Raw genomic sequence first — 25,575 nt, 5'->3', positions numbered from 1 at the left:
ATCGCTCAGCCGACGAAATGTTCAGGATTTTCAATAAAATACGGCTTAGTCTTTTTGAAACGGAAATTAACTCTTGGCTATTGGTATTTTATTGGTATTATCCGCCCGGAGGAGAAATCGCGTGAAATTCGTGCTCGGTATCGATGGCGGCGGCACCAGCTGCAGGGCCGCCCTGGCAACGGTTGAAGGTTCGGTCATCGGCCGTGCCAAAAGCGGCGCCGCCAACATCCGCACCGACCTCACCGGCGCGCGCTCGAACATTGTCGACGCCGCGCGGCAAGCCTTCATCGCCGCCGGGAAGGATCCCGAACTCATCCCGCAAACACCGGCCATTCTCGGCCTTGCCGGTGCCAATGTCGGCACCTACCGGCAGCAGCTCGAAGCCATCCTGCCGTTCAGCACAAGCCGTGTCGAGACCGATGCCGAGATCGCGCTCGAAGGGGCCGTCGGCTCCGGTGACGGCGCCATGGCCATCCTCGGCACCGGCACCGCCTATATGGCGCGCAAGGATGGCACGTCGCGCGCCATCGGCGGCTGGGGCTTCCAGGTCGGCGACCAGGGCAGCGGCGCCCGCATCGGCCGCGACCTCCTAGAACAGACGCTGCTTGCCCATGACGGCGTGCGCGCGGCTTCGCCGCTGACCGACACCATGATGGCCATCTTCCGCAACAATCCCGAGGACGTGGTCGAATTCACCACCAATGCCAAGCCCGGCGATTTCGGCGGCTTCGCGCCGAAAGTGTTCGAGCATGCGCAAAAGGGCGATGCCGTCGCCAACTGGATCGTCGACAAGGCGGTCGGCGATGTCGAGGCGTCACTCGGCGCGTTCGGCCTTTCGGACGATGCGCCGCTTTGCCTGCTCGGCGGGCTGGCGCCGCTCTACGCGCCGCGCCTGTCGGCGCGCTACCGGGCACTGCTCAAGCCGCCGCTCGACGATGCGCTGGGCGGCGCGGTGCAGATGGCGGTCCGGCTTTTCGCCAGACCGGTGGAGGCGGCGCGATGAATGACGCCGCCGACCAGATCTTTGCCACGCTGAAGCAGTCCGCGCAAAGCGGCGCGCCGCTCTATCTGCAGCTGCGCAAAAGCATCGAGGACGCCGTCAATCGCGGCCTGATCGGCCCGGGCGACGCGCTGCCTTCCGAACGCGACATCGCCACCAAGGCCGACATTTCGCGCGTCACCGTGCGCAAGGCGGTGCAGGATCTGGTCAAGGGCGGCATCCTCGTGCAGCGCCACGGCTCCGGCACTTTCGTGGCGCCGCGCATGGAGCGCGTCGAGCAATCGCTGTCGCGGCTGACCTCGTTTACCGAAGACATGGCGCGGCGCGGCATGGCGGTGCGTTCGGCATGGCTGGACCGCGGCCTCTACGCGCCCTCGCCCGACGAGATGATGGTGCTTGGCCTGTCATCGAGCGAACTGGTGGCGCGCGTGGCGCGCCTGCGCATCGCCAACGACACGCCGCTGGCGATCGAACGCGCCTCGCTGTCAGCGAGCGTGCTGCCCGACCCAGCTGGTATCGGCTCCTCGCTCTATACGGCGCTGGAATTGACCGGCAACCGCCCGGTACGGGCGGTGCAGCGCATCTCGGCCGCCAATCTCGGCGACAGCGATGCGCGTCTGCTCGAAGTGCCGCCCGGTATCGCCGGCCTGCATATCGAACGCATTTCCTATCTGGCGAGCGGCAAGGTGATCGAATTCACCCGCTCCATCTACCGGGGCGACGCCTATGATTTCGTTGCCGAACTGCGGCTGACAGGGCCGAGCGAAGAGGGCCGACCATGATCTCCAACACCACCCATATGCAGCGCGAGATCGAGGAGATCCCTGAGGCCGTCGCCCGGCTGCTCGACGGCTCCGGCGCCGTGCTCGCCGAGGCCGGGCGCGGTATCAAGGAGCGCGACCCGCATTTCGTCGTCACCGTGGCGCGCGGGTCGTCCGACCATGCGGCCACCTTCATGAAATATGCCGTGGAGCTGACCGCGGGCCTTGCCGTCGCTTCGGTCGGTCCGTCCATTGCCTCGATCTATGGCCGCAAGCTGAGGCTCGACGGCTCGGCGTGTCTCGCGATCTCGCAGTCGGGCAAGAGCCCCGACATCGTCGCCATGGCCGAAACCGCCCGCGCCGGCGGCGCGCTGACCATCGCCATCACCAACACCGCCGACTCGCCGCTGGCGCGCGCCTCGGACTATGCGATCGACATCCTTGCCGGCCCGGAGCGCAGCGTCGCGGCGACCAAGACCTTCGTCAATTCCGCCGTCGCCGGTCTTGCGTTGATGGCGCATTCCACCGGCGACGAAGCTCTTCTGGCAGCACTGGCCCGTTTGCCAGAGCATTTCGGCAAGGCGATCGCCTGCGACTGGATGAGCGTGCTGGCCGAAACCATCGAGAAGCAGAAATCGCTGTTCATCCTTGGCCGCGGCCCGTCGGCGGCGATGGCCAACGAGGCGGCGCTGAAGTTCAAGGAAACCTGCGGCATGCATGCCGAGGCCTATAGCGCGGCCGAAGTCATGCATGGCCCGCTGGCGCTGATCGGTCCCGATTTTCCGGTGCTGGCGCTGGCCGCGCGCGATGCGTCAGAACCGTCCATCACTGAGGCGGCCGACGGGCTGGCGGCCAAGGGGGCGCCGGTGTTCGTCACCTCAGCGCTTGCCAACCGCGCCACCCGCCTGCCGCATGTCGCCACCGGTCACCCGCTGACCGATCCGCTGACGCTGATCGTTTCGTTCTACGTGTTCGTCGAGGCCTTCGCGCGCCATCGCGGCCTCGATCCGGACACGCCGCGCAATCTTCGCAAGGTGACGGAGACCGTATGAGCGACCGTTTTGCCCTGACTGGCGCCCGCATTTTCGACGGTGACGACTGGCATGAAGGCCACGCCCTAGTCGTGCGCGACGGCCTGGTCGAGGCGATTTTACCCACCGGCGCCATTCCCTCGGATATCCGCGCCGCCGACACAGGCGGCGGCATGCTGGTGCCGGGCTTCGTCGACATCCAGGTCAATGGCGGCGGCGGCGTCATGCTCAACGACCACCCCGATGTCGCCTCGATCGAAACCATCTGCCGGGCGCATGCGCCGTTCGGCACGACGGCGCTGCTGCCGACGCTCATCACCGACACGCCCGCGATCACCGCTGCCGCCATCGCCGCCGGCGAGGCCGCCGCGCTGCAAAAGGTGCCGGGCTTCCTCGGCCTGCATCTCGAAGGCCCGCATCTGTCGATCGCGCGCAAGGGCGCGCATGATCCGGCGCTGATCCGGCCGATGACGGATGCCGACCAGGCAATGCTGATCGCGGCGCGGCCGAAACTACCGGTGCTGCTCACCACGATCGCACCGGAATCCGTCGATCCGGCGCGCGTTGCGGCCTTGGCCAAGGCCGGCATCATCGTCAGCCTCGGCCATTCCGACACGGGTTATGCCACGGCAAAAGCCTTTGCCGATGCGGGTGCCGGCGTGGTCACCCATCTGTTCAATGCGATGAGCCAGATCGGCAACCGCGAGCCTGGCCTCGTCGGCGCGGCCGTCAACATCGGCACATTGTCAGCCGGACTGATCGCCGACGGCATCCACGTCCATCCAGCCAGCATCCGGATCGCGCTCGACGCCAAGCAGGGGCCGGGCAAGATCGTGCTGGTCACCGATGCGATGGCAACGATCGGCACCGACATGACCTCGTTCACGCTCAACGGCCGCACCATCTACCGCAAGGACGGGAGCCTGCGGCTTGCCGACGGCACGCTGGCCGGCGCCGATCTCGACATGATCTCGGCTGTGCGGTTCATGCACGATGTCGTCGGTGTCGATCTGTCCGAGGCCTTGCGCATGGCCTCGCTCTATCCGGCGCAGGCGATCGGCCAGTCGCACCGGCTTGGCCGTCTGGCCAACGGCACGGCGGCCGACATCGTTGCGCTGTCGGACGATCTTGGCATAGGAAGCGTCTGGATCGGCGGCGACAAGGTGTTCGAGGCCGGCGCTTCACGCTGAAGGCGGGGCCATGCAGACAATCGATTGTGTCGTCGCCGGAGCGGGCGTCGTCGGGCTTGCCGTCGCCAGGGCGCTGGCCGTGTCGGGCCGCGAGGTGGTGGTGGTCGAGCAGGCCGATGCGATCGGCACCGCCACCAGTTCGCGCAATTCCGAAGTCATCCATGCCGGGCTCTATTATGCGCCGGGAAGCCTGAAGGCCCGGCTCTGCGTCGAGGGGCGCCGGCGTCTCTACGCCTACTGCGCCGAGCACGACATCGCCCATAAGCGCACCGGCAAGCTGATTGTCGCCAGCGAGCCCGGCCAGACCGACGGGTTGCGGAAGATCGAGGCCAATGCGCGACGCAGCGGGGTTGATGATCTCGAGTTTTTGACGCAAAGCGAGGCCGAAAGCCTGGAGCCGGCACTGACCTGCGCCGGCGCACTGCTGTCGCCATCGACGGGCATTGTCGACAGCCATGCGCTGATGCTGTCGCTGCGCGGCGAGGCCGAAGCCGCCGGTGCGTCCTTTGCTTTCCTGACCACCGTTGCAAGGGCGACGGTGGAGGCTGGCGGGATCCGGATCGAAACGCGCGATGCCAATGGCGAGGCCTTCGCCCTGGATGCCGGCGCTTTCATCAACGCTACGGGCCTCGATGCGCAAGCCCTGGCCGGCCGGATCGACGGTTTCCCCGGGAATTTCATCCCCCGGCAGTGGCTGGCGCGCGGGAATTACTTCGCGCTTCCCGGCCGGTCGCCGTTTTCGCGGCTGATCTATCCGGTTCCGGTCGAAGGTGGCCTCGGCGTCCATCTGACGCTCGACCTTGGCGGCGGCGCACGCTTCGGGCCTGATGTCGAATGGATCGACCGTGTGGATTACACGGTCGATCCCGGCCGAAGTGCTGCCTTCTACGAAGCGATCCGGCGCTATTGGCCCGGTCTTGCCGACGGCGCTCTGCAGGCGGCTTATGCCGGGGTCAGGCCGAAACTGTCAGGTCCCGGCCAGCCTGCCGCCGATTTCATCATCCAGGGTCCGGCCGACCACGGAGCCGGACGGATCGTCAACCTGTTCGGCATCGAGAGCCCCGGCCTGACGGCAAGCCTGGCCATCGCCGACCATGTCGTCGAACTGCTGTACCCGCGATAGCGGTCGCAGCCGGGAATTTTGCCATATCAAGCGGGCGACATGAAACCTTTTGATTTCAAGCTCGTTGTCGGGGCGTATGTCCGAGGCGAAACCCAGATCGAAACCGGCCGACGGCATCAAACCGCGCGGCACCCCGAAGCCGCGACGGCAAAAGCCGCGTGACGAGAGACCGCGCGGGGAGGAACCGGGCGAAAAGAAGCCGCGCGACAAGAAGGCATCGACCGTGGAAGCGGCGGCGTCCGAGATTGTCGGCGAAGCCCCACCGCCGGAGGCCGCCGAACCCGATCCCGACCTGACGCCCGAGCAGGTAGAACAGGCGCGCAAGAAATATTTGCTGAAACGGTTCTGGATCAGCGGGCGCGGCTATTGGGGGCGGCACGGCGACAGGCTCGGCTGGCCATTGACGATCGGGCTGCTGATCCTGATCGGCATCAATGTCGGCTTCCAGTACGGGATCAATGTTTGGAACCGCTCGATTTTCGACGCCATCGAGAAGCGAGACGCCCACACCGTCTATTTCCTGAGCGCGGTGTTCGTGCCGCTCGTCATCGGCAGCATCAGTCTTGTCGTCACGCAGGTCTATCTGCGCATGACGATGCAGCGCCGCTGGCGCGCCTGGCTGACCACCTCGGTGATAGCGCGTTGGCTCGCCAATGGCCGCTACTACCAGCTGAACCTCGTGCAGGGCGACCACCAGAACCCCGAGGCCCGCCTCTCGGAAGATCTGCGGGTCGCCACCGAGGCGCCCGTCGACTTCGTCGCCGGCGTGATTGTCGCCACCCTGTCGGCCTCGACCTTCATCGTGGTGCTGTGGACGATCGGCGGGGCCTTGAGCTTCACCCTGGGAGGCTCGACTTTCACCGTGCCCGGCTTCCTCGTCGTCACGGCGGTGATCTATGCCGCGATCACCTCCACGTCGATGTTCGTCATCGGCCGCGATTTCGTGCGGCTGTCCGAAGAGAAGAACCAGGCGGAAGCCGAATTCCGCTACGTGCTGACGCGCGTGCGCGAAAACGGCGAGAGCATCGCCTTGCTCGGCGGCGAGGAGGAGGAACGCAGCGGCATCGACAAGACCTTTGCCGGCGTGCTGACACGCTGGGCACAACTGACCGGCCAGCACATGCGCACGGCATTGGTGTCGCAGGGTTCGAGCCTGTTCGCACCGGTCGTGCCGGTGCTGCTGTGCGCGCCAAAATTCCTCGAAGGCTCGATGTCGCTCGGCCAGGTCATGCAGGCGGCGTCCGCCTTCGCCATCGTGCAGGGCTCTTTCGGCTGGCTGGTCGACAATTATCCGCGCCTCGCCGACTGGAACGCCTCCGCACGCCGCATTGCTTCGCTGATGATGTCGCTCGACGGGTTGGAGCGCGCCGAGCAGAGCGACGAACTCGGGCGCATCCAGCACGGCGAGACCAAGGGCGACACCATGCTCTCCCTCGACAATCTCTCCGTGACGCTCGACGACGGCACGTCCATGGTGAAGGAAACGGAAGTCGCGGTCGAAGCGGGCGAGAGGGTGCTGGTCTCAGGCGAATCCGGCTCGGGCAAATCAACGCTTGTGCGGGCGATCGCCGGCCTGTGGCCGTGGGGAAGCGGCAGCGTCAATTTACATCCCGACAAGCGGTTGTTCATGCTGCCGCAGCGGCCCTATATCCCTTCGGGCACGCTGCGCCGGGTGGTCGCCTACCCCGCGGCCGCCGACAATTGGAAGCTCGAGCAAATCAAGGCAGCCCTCGACAAGGTCGGTCTCGGCCACCTCGCCGGCCGGATCAAGGAGGAAGCGCCCTGGGACCAGATGCTGTCGGGCGGCGAAAAGCAACGTGTCGCCTTCGCGCGCCTCTTGCTGCATCGCCCCGACATCGTCGTGCTGGACGAGGCAACGTCGGCGCTGGACGAAAAGAGCCAGGACCAGATGATGGAAACGGTGATCCGCGAACTGCCTGAGGTTACCATCGTCAGCGTGGCGCATCGCGCCGAGCTGGAAGCGTTCCACACCCGCAAGATCACGCTGGAGCGGCGCAAGGGCGGCGCGAAACTGGTCGGGGATATCGATCTCGTGCCGCGCAACCGCAAACGCGGGCTATTTCAGCGCGCCTTGTGGGGTTCCGGCACCAGGATCAACAAGCCGCGCAAGACGGCGAACGGCAGTTAGGACGCGTAAATATCCTTATAGGCGTCGCGCAGAAGATTCTTCTGGACCTTGCCCATCGTGTTGCGCGGCAATTCGTCGACGAAGATCACTTGCTTCGGGTGCTTGTACCTGGCCAGGCGCCCGGCGATGGCGCCGAGGATTTCGGCTGCGGTGATCGCTGCCCCCGGCGCCCGCACGACGACCGCGGTGACGCCTTCGCCGAAATCCGGATGGGCGACGCCGATGACGGCGCTTTCGCTCACTCCATCAAGCGCGTCGATCTCGCTTTCGAGCTCCTTCGGATAGATGTTGTAGCCGCCCGATATAATCAGGTCCTTGCCGCGGCCGACGATATGGACATAGAAGTCGGCGTCGACCATGCCGAGATCGCCGGTGATGAAGAAACCGTCGGCGCGGAATTCCGCCTTGGTCTTTTCCGGCATGCGCCAGTAGCCGCCAAAAACGTTCGGACCCTTGACCTCGATCATGCCGACCTGCCCTTGGGCCAGCGGCTTGCCGCTGTCGGGGTCGACGATGCGCAGCGCGACACCCGGCAAGGGGAAGCCGACCGTGCCGGCGCGCCGTTCGCCCTCATAGGGGTTCGAAGTGTTCATGTTGGTCTCGGTCATGCCGTAGCGTTCGAGGATGGCGTGGCCGGTGCGCTCGCGCCAGGCCTTGTGCGTATCGGCCAGCAGCGGCGCCGAGCCGGACACGAACAGGCGGATGGTCTTCGTCGCCTGTCGGTCCAGTCCATCCTGCTGCAGCAGCCGCACATAGAAGGTCGGCACGCCCATCAGCGCGGTGGCGCGCGGCAGCAGCGCGACGATCCGGGCCGGGTCGAATTTCTGCTCGAACAGCATCGAGGCGCCCGCCATCAGGACGACATTGGTGGCGACGAACAGGCCATGGGTGTGGAAGATCGGCAGCGCATGGATCAGCACGTCGCCCGATGTGAAGCGCCATTGCTCCACCAGCACCCGCGCATTCGAGGCCAGGTTTTCGTGGCTGAGCATGGCGCCTTTCGAGCGGCCTGTCGTTCCCGACGTGTAGAGGATTGCCGCGAGATCATCGGGCCCGCGCGCCACATCGTGAAAATCCGACGGCAGACGCGAAGCCTGGTCCGCCAGCGATCCCTGGCCGTTGCGGTCGAGCGTGACGACGACGGCGCCGGATGGCTCGACCATGCGCCCGATATCGGCCGCCCTTGCCGGATCGCAGACGATGACGCGCGGCGCCGCATCCCCGAAGAAATAGGCAAGCTCGGTCAGCGTGTAGGCGGTGTTGAGCGGCAGGAAGACAGCGCCGGCGCGCACGCAGGCGAGATAGAGCAGCAGCGCCTCCGGGCTCTTGTCGACCTGCACGGCGACCCGGTCGCCGGGCTCGACATCCAATTGCAGCAGCGCATGCGCGAACTGTGCCGACCGCGCCAGCATGTCGCCATAGCTGAGCGAGCGCCCGTCATCGGTTTCCATCAACAGATGCCCGGGCGCCGGCATCCGGGACTTGAACGCATCGAACAGATGATTGCTCATGAAGTCTTCCCGCAGTGACGGCAATGGCGACGCCGGCAACGCCTTGAGGGCTACATGAGTCGGCGGCGAAGAGTTCGCGTTTCCAAGCCATGCCGTCAAGGCCGCAAACGGCGGTCCAGCACGTCACTCCCGCCGAAGGTCGCGACAAGGCGCCAAGGGAAAGATCGTTACCGCCGGGCGCGTGCGACCGAGGCGGCGACCTTTGAGACTTCACCTTGCTTGAAACGCTCCATGCATATGGAAGCGGTCAGCTGGTAGTGCTCGATCAAGGCCTGGACCGCGCCATCGGCATTGCCGTCCAGCGCGTATTCGGCGATCAGCCGGTGTTCGGCGGAACCGTCGCGCGGGACGCTTTCGCCGCCATTGGCCATTTGCCGGTAGCGATAGGCGTGATCGGAAAGCTGATCGCAGAAACCCACGAGCCAGTGCGACCGGCAGGCGGAGATGAGCACGCGATGGAAGGTGCGATGCAATTTCTCCCAATCCGGATCGAGCGACGAGGGATCTTGCGGCGAAAGACGTGAGGCGCGGCCCAGGCGATGCAGCGCCAGCACCAGTTGTTCTTCCCATTCCGCGGTGCGGTGGGCGATGGATTCGCGAAGCGCCCGCTCCTCGAGCCAGCAGCGGGTGCGCGTCAGCTCCTCGAGCTCCGCCGCACTGACCGGCATGATGAAAAAGCCACGCTGGTCGTGGCGACCAAGAAGTCCTTCGGAGGCAAGGCGATTGAGAGCTTCGCGAACCGGGGAAGCGCCGGCGCCATATTTGGAAACAACCCACTCGACCCGCAGCTTGCTTTCGGTTTCAAGAGCGCCGCTGAGAAGATCCTCCCGCAATCGTTGGTAGACCGTACTGGCAAGTGTGCTCTTGGATCCTGTGCCGTCGTCGTTCAGATTGGCAGCTCCGTATGTCAAGGTTGACTCCTTGTCCCCAATTTTCCGGGCAATGCGAGTCCTAGAAGAATCTTCCGTACGTGTACCATACAATGTCTGCATCAAGGGGCTCAAGCAGAAGATGGCGCTATTGTACTTAAGCACAAAGAAATATACCCCGCTCTGCATCTGATCGTGGAAACTTGCGCGTCTCTACAACCAGCAGAAACTTAACGTGTTTTGTATACACGCAGGTTTATCCGTTTCTTGTGTGCCTGTGCGAGCATCTTTTCTGTCGCGCGCAAAGACTGCGGGCGGCTTGCCCCTATCAGGCCTTTCAGCGAATCCGATTCGTGGCGGCGCGTTAGAGCAATTCCAGGAAAAGTGTGAGCGGTTTTCCCCGGAAAAGCGCGTAGCGCTTTCCCTTGGGAATTGCGTCAAAACAAAGCGTTAGAGCGATCCGCCGTTTCCGTGAAACGGTGGAACGCTCTAGCCGGCGGCCTTGTCGGCCGCTGTCCTGATCGCCTCGATGTTGGCGCGGTAGGCTTCGACGCTGCCGCCCTTGAAGATGGCCGCACCCGCCACCAGCACATCGGCACCGGCTGCCGTGACCAGGGGGGCTGTCTCCGGCGACACACCGCCGTCGATCTCGATGCGGATCGGCCGGTCGCCGATCAGCGCCTTGACCCTTCTCACCTTGTCGACGATCCCCGGGATGAAAGCCTGGCCGCCAAAACCCGGATTGACAGTCATGATCAGGATCAGGTCGAGCCGGTCGAGCACATATTCGATCATCGTTTCCGGCGTCGCCGGATTGAGCGACACACCGGCCATCTTGCCGAGATTCCTGATGGTCTGCAGCGAACGGTCGAGATGCGGCCCGGCCTCGGCATGCACGGTCATGCCGTCACAGCCGGCCTCGGCGAAAGCGGCGAGGTAGGGATCGGCCGGCGCAATCATCAGATGGCAGTCGAAGAAGGCCTTGGTGCGGTTGCGGATCGCCTTGATGACGGGCGGGCCGAAGGTGATGTTGGGGACGAAATGGCCATCCATGACATCGAGATGGATCCAGTCGGCGCCTGCCGCCGCGACGGCTTCGACCTCGTCGCCGAGCCTCGAAAAGTCCGAAGCCAGCACCGATGGTGCGATCAAGGTCTTTCTGCTCATCCTGCGGCCTTTCCGGGCGCCCTTTTCATACCGGTCACTCTGGACCGACTGCCTAATGCCCGGCGGGTGACTTGTCGAGGGTGCAGACGTGGCGGCTCCACAGGCTTGGGTGGCGTTGCCGCGTCTGCGATCCCCCATTGCCGGTGCCATGAAGAAAAACCCGCCGGATTGCCCCGGCGGGTTTCTGGTCTGGCGTCGAGCAGCTGGTTACTGCTGCTGGAGCTTCAGGATTCTGTTTGGTGCTGGATCCTGCTGCTGGTCGACCTGCGGCTGACGCCGTGGCAGCACCTGCTGCAGCAGCAGTCCCGGGTTGATCTCCAGCGATGGTTGTCCCCGGATCGGACGGCAGTTTGGATACCGTCCGATCGTGCCTTCCGGGCAGCGCCGCTTGAAGATCGGCTGGCACTGGCCATTGATCATCTGGGTGCCCGGCGCGCACTCCGTCTGCTGCCTGGGCCTGCGGCATGCGCCGTCGATCACCTCGGTCCCGCGCGGACAGACACACTCGCCGCGCTTGTTGTGGACCTGGCCGCGTATGTCGCATTGCTCCAGTTGCGGCTGCTTGCGCCGACATGCGCCGTCGATCACCTCAGTCCCACGCGGGCAGACGCAATCGCCATTGGCATCGTGCACCTGGCCGCGGACAGCGCACTGCTCAGGCTTCGGCCGGACCGGACGGCAGGCGCCGTTGCGCACCTCGGTGCCCTGCGGACAGACGCAATCGCCATCGCCATTGCGGATCTGGCCGGGGATGCGGCACTGCTGAGGCTTCGGCCGCACCGGACGGCAAGCGCCGTTGCGCACCTCGGTCCCCTGCGGGCAGACGCAATCGCCATCGGCATTGCGGATCTGGCCGGGGATGCGGCACTCCTGGGGCTTCGGCCGGATCGGACGGCAGGCGCCGTTGCGCACTTCGGTCCCTTGCGGGCAGACGCAGTAGCCGTCGGCGTCGTGGATCTGGCCGCGGATGGTGCACTGCTCGGGCCTGTTGGTGCTGACGCACTTGCCGTTCTCCAGCGCCGTGCCGCGCGGGCAGATGCAGCGCCCGTCCTCGGTGCGGATCTGGCCTTCGAGCAGCACGCAGCGCTTCGGCGGCGGCGGTGGCGTCGGCAGAATGTTGGTGCCGCCGCCGGTGCACTGGCCGTTGCGGAAGGTGGTGCCTTCCGGGCAGACGCAGCGGCCGGCATCGCTCATGACGAAGCCCGGCGAGCATTCCTTCTTCACCTCATGGGTGATGATGAAGGGATGGCACGCATAGGCCTTGCCGCGATCGCCCTGCACATTGGCCGCATCCTTGGACAGCACGTCGCCGCCGTCCTGCACCCGCGTGTCGGGAGACAGGACGCCAACGCAGTTCTGGCCATTGACGTTGCCCTGCAGGTTGGCCAGACGCCCGTCGTCGGGAATGACCACGGTGACATGATGCGACTGGCTTTCGCCGGCGCCGAGCGTCAGGTTGGCGATGCAGGACAGAGGCAAGGTTGCCGGTTCGGGCGAGCAGCCGAAGGGCGGGTCGATCGAGGTGATCGCAACGCCATCCAGCCGGCCGAGACCTTCGACGCCGATCGCATCGCCGATGCGAACCGGGCCGGAGAAGGGGCTCGTCCCGTCATTGGTGATCGTGATGTCGAACGAGCAGGGCTGGCCGAGCCGGCATTCGCGATCGCCGGTCTTTTCGACACGGATGGTCGAAGCGCCGCCGCCCTTGGCGCAGGCCTGGCCGATCGGATAGACGATGTCGTCGCCAGGCGCCGGACCATAGGAGCCGCGCGCGCAGTTTTCGAACTCGCCATTGGCCGAGACCGTGACGTCGAAGTGCCTGCTGGTTCCGGGCGTCATGACGGCGCCGGGAATCTGGCACGACAGCGTGTTGGCCGGAACCGGTCCGCACGCCCATTCCGCGCCGTCAGGGGTGACGGTCTGGATCTGGACGGGCGCGCCGCCCGACACCAGCGTGGCGGCATCGTTGACCCGCACCGGCCCGGTGGGGGCGGCCGTGCCGGCGTTGGAGACGGTGATGCGGCAAGAGACGACCGCGGCACCGGCCAGCGAGCCGTTGCACACCTTGGTGATGCGCAGGCCAGGCTTGCCGCCATTGGGACGACGGATGCGTTCCTTGGCGCAGGCCTTGTTGTTGGTGAGATCGACCTCACCGGGAATGGCCTTCACCGCGGCGCAGTTCTCGACCGTATCCGACTGATAGTCGGCCGGCATGACCGCCTTGACGAAGATCGGCGTCGAGGCGCCCGCGGGCAGCGAGATGCCGGCATTGTCGCAGCGGAACTGGCCGGGGCCGTTCGGACCGCATGTCCAGGGCGGGCTCGGCCCGAAGGTCGAGGAGCTCGGTGCGCCGCCAGGATAGTTGTCGATCACCGTCAGCGGCCCGTTATAGGTGGATGTGCCGTTGTTGATGATGTCGATCACGAAGTAGCAGACGCCGTCCGGCGTGCAGACCGGGATGCGCGCGCGCTTCTTCAGGATCAGGTCGACCTTCTTCTCGACCGGCGGCTGGCAGTCGCGGTCACGATCGCCACGGCGGCAGATCGGGACCGAGGCGCAGCCACGATCATTCGACCGGCTGCCGAACAGCGGCTTGCCGCTGGCGGCATAGTTGTAGGTCGCGCAGTTGCGCAGCGCACTGCCTTGCCAGCCCCCGGCCGGCTTGAAGCCGAGCTTGAGGTCGACAAAGGCCCCCGGATTGAGCGTGGTCACCGGATAGGTGCATGTCATCGGCGTGGTGCCGGGCACGCAGACCCAGGGCGGATTGGGCCCTGAACTCAGCGTCGAGCCGGCCGGCAGCGTCACCTCGTCGAGCACGATCTTGCCGTTGTAGGGCGCGGTGCCGACATTGGTGACCCTGATGGTGAAGTCGCAGCCGCCGGCCATGGTGCAGCGTGGGACATCGGCGCGTTTCTCGACCTTGAGATCCGGCTCCTTGTCCTTGGGCGGGCACCGCTGGTCACGCGGGATGACGATGTCGATGGTCTGCGTGCAGCACAGGCCCCAGCCCTCCTTCGGCCCGGCATAGGTCTCGATCCCGGTGACGATGAGGTGGATGACGTCGCCAGGCGATGCGCCGACGATCTTCCAGTTGAGCACACCGCCGCCCACCGGCACCAGCTGGGTGTCGGGGATGATGGTGATGCCAGGCGTGGTGGTCGACACCTGCACCCACTTGCCGCCCATCTCCGGACCGACCGGCATGTGGTAGATGAAGGCGCCGCCGCCGGGCACGCAATCGACCGTGCCGCGTTCCACCTTGAAGCATTCCTTGCCGGGAGGTGGTGGCGGCGGGTTGCATTTGGTGACATCGATCTTGATCGAGGTCTTCACACCGGTCTTGTAGTCACCATCGTCAGGCTTGCTCGGATCCTGCGACGGGATGATGGTCCCGGTGCCGGCTTCGTTGCTCACCTTGATCAAGCCCTGATTGTCGACGATCGTCGGCGCGGGAAACGCCGCATGGTCGATCTTGGCGGTGATCTGGAAATTGATGACACGTTCATTGGCGGCACCGGCGCCGTCGAGATCGGCGGCGGAGAGCCGGAAATCGGACACCGTGGCGGTATCATTGGGTCCCGCCGTATTGCTGATCGTCGCGCTCGGCAGGGGTCCGCCGGAGGCATCCGTGCCGTCGCCGGATACATTGACGTTGACGATGGCAAGGCCGTGCGGAAGCTGGTCCTTGAACTCGATCTTGAGTTTCTTCAGCAAGCCCACCAGGCCCGGATCAGCAAAACCCTGCGGGTCACCGCGCAGGCCGAAGCTCAGGGAGTAGACGACATAGTCGCAGCCTCTCTGGGTGCCTTGCTTGGTGAAGAACGGGACGACCCGCTCCGGCCTCGGATTGACGACGCGCGAATTGTCGAGATCGAGCCTCAGTTCCGGGGTGATCGGAGCGGCGTCTTCCGCGTGGCTCGCGAACGGGGTTAGCATGGCGACCGCGATACCGGCCGCCATCAGCCAGCGCGCGCCGCGCCTGGCGTATGACAGGGGTTTCATGATCGTCTCCATGACGGTTGCGTGGTTTTGCGCGAGCGGGGAGAGTGCGAGATTGTTCATCGTCCCCTCCTCAACGTTCGCAGCTGACGGCTGGGGTGCGGAGCGGCAAGGTCATCTTGCAGCAAGGGTAGTAGCCACCCTTGTCCTTGTCGGACTTCCTGTAGAAGCAAAGTCCAACATCCACTCTGTCGCCCGGATAATGGCCGGTGATGCCGATCGTGTAAGGCTTGCCGGGCGCATGCGACATGGGTGACGTCACCGCGACGCCTGGCGTCCTGGACTGGGCCTTGATCGAATCGCCGCCGAAGCCGGCATGGTCATGGAGATAGAGATCGGCCTCGAGGCCCGAAGGCGTGCAGTAATATTGCACGTCGTCGACATCGAGACAGGGAGGCAGATTGCCGGGCGGTGGGAAGTCCGGCGGGTAGAAGGGTGGCAGATAGCCGCCCGGGATTTCTTCATAGTAGCCGGCGCGGCCCTCGCAGGGGTGCCAGACGGCGACGTCGCCGACATGGCCTTCCACCTCGGGATCCTCGAAATAGCCGTCGAAATCGACGAACCAGGAACCGAAGGGCGGCACGTTGGCCGGCTTGACCAGGTCCTTGGGCGTGATCTGCACGCCGTGCACGGCGAGCGGCCCGCCGGCGGCGAGTTGCTCGGCAAGCGTCGGATTGTCGCGCAGTTTGTCGCCGGTGTTGACCAGCGTCTGCGTGCATACCGAGGTGTCGAGATTGCCGTCGGCGTCATAGCCATATTGCAGGTCGAGGCCGCCGGCCGACTGCCGGTTGCCTTGCGGGAAACCGACCGCGTATTCCTGCGGCACTTCCACCCAGACCGATTCCGTTGCCGGATCGTCCGGATTCTCACGCCAATAACGGATGACCTCGCCTTTGCCGGAATCCGCGAACTGGCTGTAATCATAACGGTTTTCGACCGGGCCGCGCTGGGCGAGATACATGAAGCCGCTGTTGTCGAAGGCGATGTCGGTGACGGCGTAGTCCTTGTCGGCCTTGACCGTCAGTTCCCAGCGCGGGTCGCCGGCAAAGCTGCCGTCGCGGGCAATGCCCACCGACCAGATTTCCGACTTTTCGCCGACCGAATAGTAGAGCCGGCCGCCATGGTAGGAGACGGCCCAGACGCGGCGCTCGTCCTGGGTGTAGCCCCAGGTCTCGGGGTCTTCGGTGTCGAAGGCGGCACCCTGAATGTCCATCACCGCGCCGTCGTCGGCGACGGGAGCCAGGCCATGCGCCGGGCGCCCGGCGACGCCATGATCGAACGTGTCGATCAATCTGCCGGTGGCGTCGATGCGATGGATCAGGCCGGTGTCGAGATCCGAGGCGAAAAACTGGCGGTGGTTGGGATCGAAGGTGAGATTGCCGATGCCGGGGCCGCTGTTGGTGTCGATGTCGGCGAATTTGGCGACCTGGCCGGTGATGCCGTCGATCTTCCAGATGGTGCCGGGTCCGCCGCCGTTTTCGGTGCCGAACTGGCCATCCATGAAGGCGGCGCCCGCCGTGCCGCGGCGCTGCCGCTCCGGCCTGCCGTCATTGTCGGTATCAGGCGTGACGATGCGGATGCCGTGCAGCGAGGTGGCGGCGGCGTAAAGATTGGGAACGCCAGACGGAACGCCATCGCGCACGCCGTCATCATAGGTGAGGCCGAAAACCTGGCCGATCTGGCCGGCCGTGACCTCGAAGGGCGGCGGCGTGAAGACGAGCTGGCCCGAGGCCGGCCCGCCGAGATGCGAAACGTCGAAAACGCGCAAAGTGGCGCGCGTGGTGTCGATGAAGGTTTCGTCGACCGGATCGACACCGGGCGGCAGGCCTTCGTCGAAATTCGGGATGATGGTGCCGGAAAATCCGGTGACCGCCATCGAGCCGGGATAGATGATCTGGGTGTCCTGCGCCCGGGCGACGCCGCCAAGCCAAAGGCCGGCGGTCAGGGCAAACGCAAGAAGTCCGCCGGTTGCCTTGATCAGGCGGTGCAACCGGCTGATGCGAGAAGACACGAACGGGCCGTGATCGCAAGACATGGAACTCCCCCCGAAGTCTGCGGGAGGAGCCTCCGGCTGTGCCGCGCGAACCAGGGCAAGGCGCGGCGGTCCGGCTCGTTCTTCCCTGCTCGAATTGTCTGCTTTCCTCATTGTTACGATACGCCTGCTCTTACGCAGGGTCAACGGAATCAGCGGGAAGCCCAGCGCATCGACCCCGTCCCGAAGGCGGTGGTCGCGCCGAGCTCCTGTTGTTCCCGGAGACCTCAGAGCCTCTGGGTTGCTGGTCATGGGGGCTTCCTTTCCGGGCCGCACCATGCGGCACCTTGACCTCTGTCGCGGACGGAGGTGGAAAGGTTCATGGAAGCCTTGCGCAGAATGCTTGCGCCCGATGCTGCCTGTTCTTATATACGCGCCAAGCCGTGCGACGCCGGGACACCGGTGGCCGGACGGGATTTCTTATGAACAGGGGCTTTCGTCGGAACGCCTTCATGGGTCCTGAAAGCCTGCTTAGAGGAGAGACTAGAAAAATGGCAAAAGTAATCGGTATCGATCTCGGCACCACCAATTCCTGCATCGCCATCATGGATGGCAAGGAGCCCAAGGTGATCGAGAATGCGGAAGGCGCGCGCACGACGCCTTCCATCGTCGCCATCTCGGGCGACGGCGAACGTCTGGTCGGCCAGCCGGCCAAGCGCCAGGCGGTCACCAATCCTGAAAACACCATCTTCGCGGTCAAGCGCCTGATCGGCCGCCGCTATGACGATCCGGTGACGGAAAAGGACAAGAAGCTTGTCCCCTACAAGATCGTCAAGGGCGACAATGGCGATGCCTGGGTCGAGGCCGGCGGCAAGAAGCAGTCGCCCAGCCAGATCTCGGCCATGATCCTGCAGAAGATGAAGGAAACGGCGGAAGCCTATCTCGGCGAGAAGGTCGAGAAGGCGGTCATCACCGTTCCGGCCTATTTCAACGACGCCCAGCGCCAGGCCACCAAGGACGCCGGCAAGATCGCCGGCCTCGAAGTGCTGCGCATCATCAACGAGCCGACGGCTGCCGCGCTCGCCTACGGCCTCGACAAGAAGGATGGCAAGACCATTGCCGTCTATGACCTTGGCGGCGGCACGTTCGACATTTCGGTGCTCGAAATCGGCGACGGCGTGTTCGAGGTGAAGTCGACCAATGGCGACACCTTCCTCGGCGGCGAGGATTTCGACATGCGCCTGGTCGAGTACCTGGCGGCCGAGTTCAAGAAAGAACAGGGCATCGACCTGAAGAACGACAAGCTCGCCTTGCAGCGCCTCAAGGAGGCGGCTGAAAAGGCCAAGATCGAGCTGTCGTCCACCACGCAGACCGAGATCAACCTGCCCTTCATCACCGCCGACGCGACCGGCCCGAAGCACCTGACGCTGAAGCTGACGCGCGCCAAGTTCGAAAGCCTGGTCGAGGATCTCGTCCAGCGCACCATCGACCCGTGCAAGGCGGCGCTCAAGGATGCCGGCCTGAAGGCCGGCGAGATCGACGAAGTGGTCCTGGTCGGCGGCATGACCCGCATGCCCAAGATCCAGGAGATCGTGAAGCAGTTCTTCGGCAAGGAGCCGCACAAGGGCGTCAACCCGGATGAGGTCGTTGCTCTCGGCGCCGCCATCCAGGCCGGCGTGCTGCAGGGCGACGTCAAGGACGTGCTGTTGCTCGACGTGACGCCGCTGTCGCTCGGCATCGAGACGCTGGGCGGCGTGTTCACCCGGCTGATCGAGCGCAACACGACGATCCCGACCAAGAAGAGCCAGGTGTTCTCGACCGCTGAAGATTCGCAGTCGGCCGTGACCATCCGCGTCTTCCAGGGCGAGCGTGAAATGGCCGCCGACAACAAGGCGCTCGGCCAGTTCGACCTGGTCGGCATCCCGCCGGCGCCGCGCGGCGTGCCGCAGATCGAGGTCACCTTCGACATCGACGCCAACGGCATCGTCAACGTTTCGGCCAAGGACAAGGGCACCGGCAAGGAGCACCAGATCCGCATACAGGCCTCGGGTGGTCTTTCGGACGCCGACATCGAGAAGATGGTGAAGGACGCCGAAGCCAATGCCGAGACCGACAAGAAGCGGCGCGCCGTGGTCGAGGCCCGCAACCAGGCCGAGGCGCTGGTGCATTCGTCCGAGAAGTCGCTGAAGGAGTATGGCGACAAGGTCTCGGAAGCCGAGCGCACGGCGATTTCCGATGCCATCGCGGCGTTGAAGACCGCCGCCGAGGGCGACGACGCGGCCGACATCGAGGCCAAGAGCCAGGCGCTTGCCGAAGCTTCGATGAAGCTTGGCCAGGCCATGTACGAGGCTTCGCAGAAGGAAGCGGCGGAAGCCGATGCCAAGGCGGACGCCGCCAAGGACTCCGACGTGGTCGATGCCGATTTCGAGGAAATCGACGAGGACGACGACAAGAAGAAGTCGGCCTGAGCCGCCTGACGGCAAGATAAAGCGGAAAGCCCGGCATAAAGCCGGGCTTTTTTGCAACCCTTGCCGGAAAAGTGCGGGACCTCCCCGAAAAAACGACAGAAAAACCCGGACAGAGGCACGCCAGCACTGGCATCCGGGCGGCACCGATCTTAAATCGAGACAGCGTGCCGGCAAAAGACGCAACAATGCATCAAGACGTTGAGCATCCGGACAGCGGGAAAAAATGAAAGCTGATTTCTACGAAACGCTGGGCGTGCAAAAGGGCGCCGACGAGAAGGAGCTCAAGAGCGCTTTTCGCAAGCTCGCCATGCAGTTCCATCCTGACCGCAACCCCGGCGATCATTCCTGCGAGCACAAGTTCAAGGAAATCAACGAAGCCTACGAGACGCTGAAGGACCCGCAGAAACGCGCGGCCTATGACCGTTTCGGCCACGCCGCCTTCGAACAGGGCGGCATGAATGGCGGCGCGCAAGGCTTTGGCGCCGGCGGCTTCGCCGACATCTTCGAGGATATTTTCGGCGACATGATGGGTGGGCGCCAGCGCCGATCGTCAGGCGGCCGCGAGCGCGGCGCCGACCTGCGCTACAACATGGAAATCTCGCTGGAAGAGGCTTTCGCAGGAAAGACCGCGCAGATCCGGGTGCCGGCCTCGATCTCCTGCACGGAATGCTCCGGCAGCGGCGCCAAGCCCGGCACCCAGCCGGTGACCTGCTCGATGTGCCATGGCCACGGCAAGGTGCGCGCCACGCAAGGCTTCTTCTCGATCGAGCGTACCTGCCCGCAATGCCAGGGCCGCGGCCAGACGATCAAGGATCCGTGCCCGAAATGCGCCGGCCAGGGCCGCGTCACCGAGGAGCGTTCGCTGTCGGTCAACATTCCGGCCGGCATCGAGGACGGCACCCGCATCCGCCTTGCCAATGAGGGTGAGGCCGGCCTGCGCGGCGGGCCTTCGGGCGACCTCTATATTTTCCTGGCGGTGAAGCCGCATGAATTCTTCCAGCGCGACGGTGCCGACCTCTATTGCAAGGTGCCGATCTCGATGACGACGGCCGCCCTTGGCGGCTCCTTCGAGGTGACGACGCTGGATGGCAGCCAGACCAAGGTGAAAGTACCCGAAGGCACGCAGAACGGCCGCCAGTTCCGCCTCAAGGGCAAGGGCATGCCGGTGCTGCGCCAGCCCAATGTCGGCGACCTCTACATCCAGACCGCTGTCGAGACCCCGCAGAACCTGTCGCGCCGCCAGCGCGAGTTGCTGGAGGAGTTCGAACAGCTGTCCTCGCAGGACAATTCGCCCCAATCGAGCGGGTTTTTCGCCCGCATGAAGGATTTTTTCGAGTCTTTCGGCGAGCGCTGATAGTGCAAGAACGGCGCGGGAATGCATGAAACGCGCCGTGTTTTGAGACGCGACGAAATCTATCTTATCCACGACATGCGTCTCGCAACGCCTTGCCTTGCGTCAACCAGATGTTAAGTAGCTTTGCGGGGAGCCTTGAGGAGAGCTTGCATGACACGTGGTCACGGACTGCGGAAGGCGCTTGCCGAGAAGTTCGACGACGAACTCAAATTCTTCAAGGGCTGGATCGACAAGCCGAAGACGGTCGGTTCGATCGTGCCGACCAGTTCGATCACCGCGCGCAAGATGGCCTCGATCGTCAATCCCAGGTCCGGCCTGCCGGTGCTTGAAGTCGGTCCGGGCACCGGTGTCATCACCCGCGCCATCCTCGCTCAGGGCGTACGGCCCGAAAACCTCTATGCCGTCGAATACAACACCGATTTCGTGCGCCATCTGCGCCAGCTCTATCCCGGCGTCAACGTCATCGAGGGCGACGCCTTCAACCTCAACGCGACGCTTGGCGAGAGGAGCGGGATGATCTTCGATTCCGTGGTGTCCGGCGTGCCGCTGCTCAATTTCCCGGTCGCCCAGCGCATTGCCTATATAGAGAGCCTGCTCGACCGCATCCCGGCGGGCCGCCCGATCGTGCAGCTGACCTATGGCCCGATGTCGCCGATCCCGGCCGGCCGCGGCGACTACACTGTCAAGCATTTCGATTTCATCTTCCGCAACATCCCGCCGACGCAGCTGTGGATCTATCGAAGAGAGGGATAAGGCAGTAGGCAGTAGGGAATAGTCAGGAACCGCTTATCTCCTACTGCCTATTCCCCACTGCCTACTCTCTTTGCGAAGCAATGGCAGTGATCCCGAAAATCCTCGTCTTCGCCGGCTCGGTGCGCAGCGGCGCCTATAGCGGCAGGACCGCCGATGTGGCGCAGAAGGAACTTGCGGTGCAGGGCGCCGAGGTGACCCGCATTTCGCTCGCCGATTATCCCTTGCCGATCCTCGACGAGGATCTGGAGAAGGAGGAGGGTGTCCCCGAAAACGCCGTCAAACTCGGCCGTCTGATTTCAGCCCATGACGGATTGCTGATCGCCACGCCCGAATATAACGGCTCGATCCCGCCGCTGCTCAAGAACACGATCGACTGGGTGAGCCGGGTGCGCCGCGATGGCGGCCGATCGGTCAGGCCGCTTGCCGGCAAGGTCGTCGGGCTGTGTTCGTCCTCCAATGGCCATTTTGCCGGCATACGCTGCATCAACCATCTGCGCGCGGTGCTGGTACGCTGCCAGATGGAGGTGGTGACACCGGAATGCTCGGTGCCGGACGGCGGCGACGCCTTCGACGAAGGCGGCAATTTCCGTGACGAAAGACTGTACAAATCGATGGAGCATTTATGCCGCACGCTGATCGAAACCTCGCGCATGCTGTCGACCCGGATCGAGGCGTGACCGCCACGACCATGCAGGCCAAATCCATCCGGGCCCAGTCCATCCAGGAAAGACTGATCGTCGGCCTCGACGTGCCGACCGTGCGGGAAGCCGAGCAGGCGGTGCGCGAACTCGACGGCGTCGTCTCCTTCTACAAGATCGGCTATCAGCTGGCCTTCGCCGGCGGGCTCGACTTCGCCAGGGAGCTGGCCAGCGGCGGGACAAAAATCTTCCTCGACATGAAGCTGCTCGACATCGACCACACGGTGGCCAAGGGCGTCGAGAACATCGTCAAGATGGGCATGACGATGCTGACCATCCACGCCTATCCCAAGGCGATGCGTGCGGCGGTGGACGCGGCCAGGGGCAGCGACCTTTGCCTGCTCGCCGTCAGCGTGCTGACCTCGATGGACGAGCAGGACATGATCGATGTCGGCTATGAATATGACCCGCACACGCTGGTGCTGCGGCGCTCGGAACAGGCGCTGCATGCCGGCATGGGCGGCATCGTCTGCTCGGCCGCGGAAGCCGAAGCGGTGCGCCGCATCGTCGGACCCGACATGGCGGTGGTGACGCCCGGCATCCGGCCGGTGGGCAGCGACCATGGCGACCAGAAGCGCGTGGTGACGCCGGCGCAAGCGATCCGCAACGGCGCCAGCCATCTCGTCGTCGGCCGCCCGATCGTCGCGGCAAGCGACCGCCGCGCGGCGGCGCAGGCGATCCTCGACGAAATGCGCTCTGCATAGAATAAGGGAGAGAACAATGCCCAAGGGATACTGGATCGCCCGCGTCGATGTGCGCGATGCCGAAGGCTACAAGGAGTATATCGCCGCTTCGAAGCTCGCCTTCGACCGTTTTGGCGCGAAATTCCTGGCACGCGGCGGAGCCCATGAGCTGGCCGAAGGGCCTGGCCGCGCCCGCAACGTGATCATCGAATTCGAATCGCTTGCGATCGCGCACGACTGCTACCACTCGCCGGAATATCAGCGCGCGGTCGCCATCCGCCAGAAGGTCGCCGACGGCGAGATCGTGCTGGTCGAAGGGGCCTGAAGCGCGCCGCGCTTTTCCCCGGAACTGCTCCTTCAGACGAAGTCCTGAAGGTTCACATCCCGCAGCTTGGCCCCGCCAAGCAGCGCCCCGACCAGTTGATGCTTGAGGGCAAGGCACTGCGAGCGGGCGAGTTTCACGATGCCAGGAACGTCGCTCTTTTCGCAGGCCTGCAGCAATTGCTTCTGCTGTTCGATGATCAGCGGCATGAAATCGCGCGACTTGAAGCCGAGATGGAGCGCCCGTTCCGACTGGTCGAGGATCTGGCTGAGCAGCTGTGCCAGCCGCAAATTCTCGGAAAGCTCGGCGATCGCCAGGCGGAAGGCACGATCGGCCGCGAGGAACGCAACAGGGCTGCGCAGCGTCTCCGGCTTCAGCACCTTTCTGGCCGCCAGCCTGATCTCTTCCAGCCCGCGCTCGGTGATGCCGGTGGTGGCAACCCGGAACACTTCCGGCTCGACCAGGCTGCGCACGTCGAAGATCTCGTTGACGTCGCGTAGGGTCAGCGTGGTGATGACATAGCCGCGACGCGGCTCGCTCCTGACCAGACCCTCCTGCATGAGCCGGGCAAGTGCGGAGCGGATCGTAGCCTTCTTGATGCCGTAGCGTGCCTCGATCTGCTTTTCGGTCAGCGCTTCACCGGGCGACAGAACGCAAGCGACGATATCGCTCTTCAGCTGTTCGTAGGCCTGTTCGCTGCGCAGCACATCCGCCGTCGACAGCGCCGGCGTACCATCCGGGGACGCGGCCGATTTCGATGGCGTGGCTTTTGTCGGCTTCATGCTTGTCTCGCCTTGCATCGGTCTTGACATTGGCCCTCTTAGCTATGCTAACTGAGCATCTCAGTCAGGAGCTGTGGCATGCCTCTATCGGCCGACTCCCCTCTCTACCGCGCGATCAGGGATATCGTCAACGCGGCGGCTGGCGCCAATCCCTTCGAGGACGTCAAGGCTGTCTTGAGCGACTATACCAACCGCTTCCATGCGCTCGGCGGACTGGTTCACGAGGAGGAGGACGACGAGCTTTTGCTGCATGCCAGCCCGCAGCTGACGATCTACCACATCACGCTTTCGCCCGGGGTGCAGTATCCGCCGCATAACCATCTGATGGACGCCCTGGTCGGCATCTATTGGGGCGGCGAGACCAATTTCATCTACCCGCTCGCCGGCGAAAAGGTCGCCGAGCCGGAGCGGCAGGATTTTTCGGCGCCCTCGCTGATGCACATGTCTTCCAGCACCGTCCACTCAGTCGCCAATACCGGCAGCGCCCGCTCCGGCGCCCTGCATGTCTATCTCGGCGATCTGCCGGGCACCGACCGCCAATTGTGGAGCCTGGCCGACAACCGGCCGGAACCCTTCAACAACGCCAGGTATATAGCCGGCGCGCGACCGATATAGGCCAAGCCTAGCCGCTGCGGCGCTGACCGATAAATCGGCTTGCCGCCGTCGCCGCCATGGCATCGGCGAGGCTCAGGCCCCATTGCTGGCGGCAGTAGGCGCGGAAATCGAAGCAGGGAAGGCCGGGGCAGACCTCGAACTCGATCAGGTGAACCGTGTCGTCGGCCTCGACGCGCAGGTCGATGGAAAACACGTCGCGCAGGCCGAGCCCGCCGATCAGCCGCCCGGCGATCGCCCTGACCCTGGCGTCGGCGACCGGCTGGGCATCGGCGACGGCGACGAGCTCCGGTTCGGCATAAAGTCCTGCCGCCTTCGCCGCCTCGCCGGTTTCGCCGTAGAGCGCCATGCTGTCGGCCATGGTCTGGAAATCCGCGCCGGAATCGACAAAGGCGATGCCGAGCGCCTCGACACCGGTTTGCGGCGTCAGTCCGAGGAAGCTGGCGCGCACATTGCGGCCGGCGACATAGGGCTGGACGACGACATCGTCGCGATAGGCGGCGAAGACGCGCCGGCTAAGCTCCAGCGCATGGGCCAGCTCATAGCACCGGGAATCCGGCCAGATGCCTATCTTGGCGCCAAGCCGATTGGGCTTGACGAACCAGCCGGCGGTGGAGGCCGGCGGCTCGACCAGCCATTTGCCATCGCGGGCAAGGCCGGCCTGCGGCGCCGGCAGGCCGAGCGCGCCAAGGACGGCGCCGGAGCGGAACTTGTCCTGGCAGAGCGCGAACAGCGAATCGTCGGCTCCGATCGTCCGCAACCCCTTGAGCCGGGCCAGCGCAGGAGCCGCGCCGCCACGGAAATAGGCGATGCCATCAGACAACGTCCAGACCAGCGTGTCCTCAACATCCTCACCCTCCAGCGCCTCGGCGGCATCGTCGAGCGCCACCGGCGCAAAGGCGAGACCGCGCGCCTCGCAGGCGACGGCGAGTGCCGCGAATTCGGGAGCGATGTCCGTCGACTGCGCCAGGTAGGACGAGATTTCGGTGGCGCGCTGCGGCGGGAAGCCGTCGGCGACCAGCCGGTCGAAGCAGGCCTTCTCCGGCTCGTAGACAAGGATCAGCTTCGGCTTGCGGCTCGACATGAGATGGACGATTCCCGGCGATGCGATCGCCTACCATCGCACGGCCG

The 25,575-nt window shown here is 64.8% G+C and carries 20 protein-coding genes; 13 read left to right on the top strand and 7 right to left on the bottom strand.

Annotated features, from left to right (window positions below; translation table 11 throughout):
• The first annotated feature begins 121 nt into the window (after positions 1-121).
• The 6 genes from ACLGL5_RS07140 (at position 122) to ACLGL5_RS07115 (ending at position 7,254) form a co-directional block, all read left to right on the top strand.
• Positions 122-1,003 (top strand): glucosamine kinase nucleotide-binding domain-containing protein, encoded by an 882-nt coding sequence (locus ACLGL5_RS07140; protein WP_069090653.1) that lies wholly within the window; start codon positions 122-124, stop codon positions 1,001-1,003.
• Positions 1,000-1,782, top strand: a complete 783-nt coding sequence (locus ACLGL5_RS07135) for a GntR family transcriptional regulator (RefSeq protein WP_019862377.1) — start codon at positions 1,000-1,002, stop codon at positions 1,780-1,782. Before ACLGL5_RS07140 ends, ACLGL5_RS07135 begins: the two co-directional genes overlap by 4 nt.
• A complete protein-coding gene (locus tag ACLGL5_RS07130; RefSeq protein WP_069090652.1) occupies positions 1,779-2,813 on the top strand; it encodes an SIS domain-containing protein in 1,035 nt (344 codons plus the stop codon). The genes ACLGL5_RS07135 and ACLGL5_RS07130 overlap by 4 nt, the downstream gene beginning before the upstream one ends.
• Positions 2,810-3,982, top strand: coding sequence for an N-acetylglucosamine-6-phosphate deacetylase (gene nagA / locus ACLGL5_RS07125; RefSeq protein ID WP_069090651.1), 1,173 nt, complete (start codon positions 2,810-2,812; stop codon positions 3,980-3,982). Before ACLGL5_RS07130 ends, nagA begins: the two co-directional genes overlap by 4 nt.
• Before the next feature lie 10 nt (positions 3,983-3,992).
• Positions 3,993-5,105 carry an NAD(P)/FAD-dependent oxidoreductase gene (locus ACLGL5_RS07120; RefSeq protein ID WP_069090650.1) on the top strand — a complete coding sequence of 371 codons (1,113 nt, stop codon included), beginning with the start codon at positions 3,993-3,995 and terminating at the stop codon, positions 5,103-5,105.
• Positions 5,106-5,181: 76 nt separating this feature from the next.
• Positions 5,182-7,254: an ABC transporter ATP-binding protein/permease gene (locus ACLGL5_RS07115; protein ID WP_069090649.1), complete on the top strand. Its 2,073-nt coding sequence runs from the start codon at positions 5,182-5,184 to the stop codon at positions 7,252-7,254.
• Here the strand turns inward: ACLGL5_RS07115 and ACLGL5_RS07110 are convergent.
• The 5 genes from ACLGL5_RS07110 to ACLGL5_RS07090 all read right to left on the bottom strand — a co-directional run bounded on the left by ACLGL5_RS07110 (position 7,251) and on the right by ACLGL5_RS07090 (position 17,111).
• Positions 7,251-8,765 carry a malonate--CoA ligase gene (locus tag ACLGL5_RS07110; RefSeq protein WP_069090648.1) on the bottom strand — a complete coding sequence of 505 codons (1,515 nt, stop codon included), beginning with the start codon at positions 8,763-8,765 and terminating at the stop codon, positions 7,251-7,253. The genes ACLGL5_RS07115 and ACLGL5_RS07110 overlap by 4 nt on opposite strands.
• A 167-nt stretch (positions 8,766-8,932) precedes the next feature.
• Positions 8,933-9,676 carry a GntR family transcriptional regulator gene (locus ACLGL5_RS07105; RefSeq protein WP_069090647.1) on the bottom strand — a complete coding sequence of 248 codons (744 nt, stop codon included), beginning with the start codon at positions 9,674-9,676 and terminating at the stop codon, positions 8,933-8,935.
• Positions 9,677-10,123: 447 nt separating this feature from the next.
• Positions 10,124-10,801 (bottom strand): ribulose-phosphate 3-epimerase, encoded by a 678-nt coding sequence (gene rpe / locus ACLGL5_RS07100; RefSeq protein WP_069090646.1) that lies wholly within the window; start codon positions 10,799-10,801, stop codon positions 10,124-10,126.
• A gap of 207 nt (positions 10,802-11,008) precedes the next feature.
• Positions 11,009-14,863 (bottom strand): DUF7929 domain-containing protein, encoded by a 3,855-nt coding sequence (locus tag ACLGL5_RS07095; protein ID WP_069090645.1) that lies wholly within the window; start codon positions 14,861-14,863, stop codon positions 11,009-11,011.
• Between the two features lie 10 nt (positions 14,864-14,873).
• On the bottom strand, positions 14,874-17,111 hold the full coding sequence (locus tag ACLGL5_RS07090; RefSeq protein WP_069090644.1) for an NHL repeat-containing protein: 2,238 nt from the start codon (positions 17,109-17,111) through the stop codon (positions 14,874-14,876).
• A gap of 212 nt (positions 17,112-17,323) precedes the next feature.
• Between ACLGL5_RS07090 and dnaK the strand changes: the two genes are divergently transcribed.
• From dnaK to ACLGL5_RS07060, 6 genes are all read left to right on the top strand, one after another.
• Entirely contained in the window at positions 17,324-19,240 is a 1,917-nt protein-coding gene (gene dnaK / locus ACLGL5_RS07085; RefSeq protein WP_010912682.1) for a molecular chaperone DnaK, read from the top strand.
• A gap of 223 nt (positions 19,241-19,463) precedes the next feature.
• Complete coding sequence (dnaJ, locus tag ACLGL5_RS07080; protein WP_019862366.1) at positions 19,464-20,594, top strand: molecular chaperone DnaJ; 1,131 nt, start codon at positions 19,464-19,466, stop codon at positions 20,592-20,594.
• A gap of 150 nt (positions 20,595-20,744) precedes the next feature.
• A complete protein-coding gene (gene pmtA, locus ACLGL5_RS07075; protein ID WP_019862365.1) occupies positions 20,745-21,347 on the top strand; it encodes a phospholipid N-methyltransferase PmtA in 603 nt (200 codons plus the stop codon).
• Between the two features lie 80 nt (positions 21,348-21,427).
• Complete coding sequence (locus ACLGL5_RS07070) at positions 21,428-22,024, top strand: NADPH-dependent FMN reductase (RefSeq protein ID WP_019862364.1); 597 nt, start codon at positions 21,428-21,430, stop codon at positions 22,022-22,024.
• Positions 22,025-22,035: 11 nt separating this feature from the next.
• Positions 22,036-22,749 (top strand): orotidine-5'-phosphate decarboxylase, encoded by a 714-nt coding sequence (gene pyrF / locus ACLGL5_RS07065; protein ID WP_038653622.1) that lies wholly within the window; start codon positions 22,036-22,038, stop codon positions 22,747-22,749.
• A 16-nt stretch (positions 22,750-22,765) separates the two neighbouring features.
• Positions 22,766-23,053 (top strand): DUF1330 domain-containing protein, encoded by a 288-nt coding sequence (locus ACLGL5_RS07060; RefSeq protein WP_019862362.1) that lies wholly within the window; start codon positions 22,766-22,768, stop codon positions 23,051-23,053.
• A gap of 32 nt (positions 23,054-23,085) precedes the next feature.
• Here the strand turns inward: ACLGL5_RS07060 and ACLGL5_RS07055 are convergent, their stop codons facing one another.
• Positions 23,086-23,832: a GntR family transcriptional regulator gene (locus ACLGL5_RS07055; RefSeq protein WP_069093233.1), complete on the bottom strand. Its 747-nt coding sequence runs from the start codon at positions 23,830-23,832 to the stop codon at positions 23,086-23,088.
• A 78-nt stretch (positions 23,833-23,910) separates the two neighbouring features.
• On the opposite strand from ACLGL5_RS07055, the gene ACLGL5_RS07050 reads away from it, so the two are divergent.
• Positions 23,911-24,447: an autotransporter gene (locus ACLGL5_RS07050; protein ID WP_069090643.1), complete on the top strand. Its 537-nt coding sequence runs from the start codon at positions 23,911-23,913 to the stop codon at positions 24,445-24,447.
• Positions 24,448-24,454: 7 nt separating this feature from the next.
• Here the strand turns inward: ACLGL5_RS07050 and ACLGL5_RS07045 are convergent, their stop codons facing one another.
• Entirely contained in the window at positions 24,455-25,528 is a 1,074-nt protein-coding gene (locus ACLGL5_RS07045) for a D-alanine--D-alanine ligase family protein (protein WP_069090642.1), read from the bottom strand.
• Between the last annotated feature and the right edge of the window lie 47 nt (positions 25,529-25,575).

The sequence above is a fragment of the Mesorhizobium sp. U510 genome (assembly GCF_059180695.1).
This window is presented reverse-complemented; position numbering and strand designations above follow the sequence as displayed.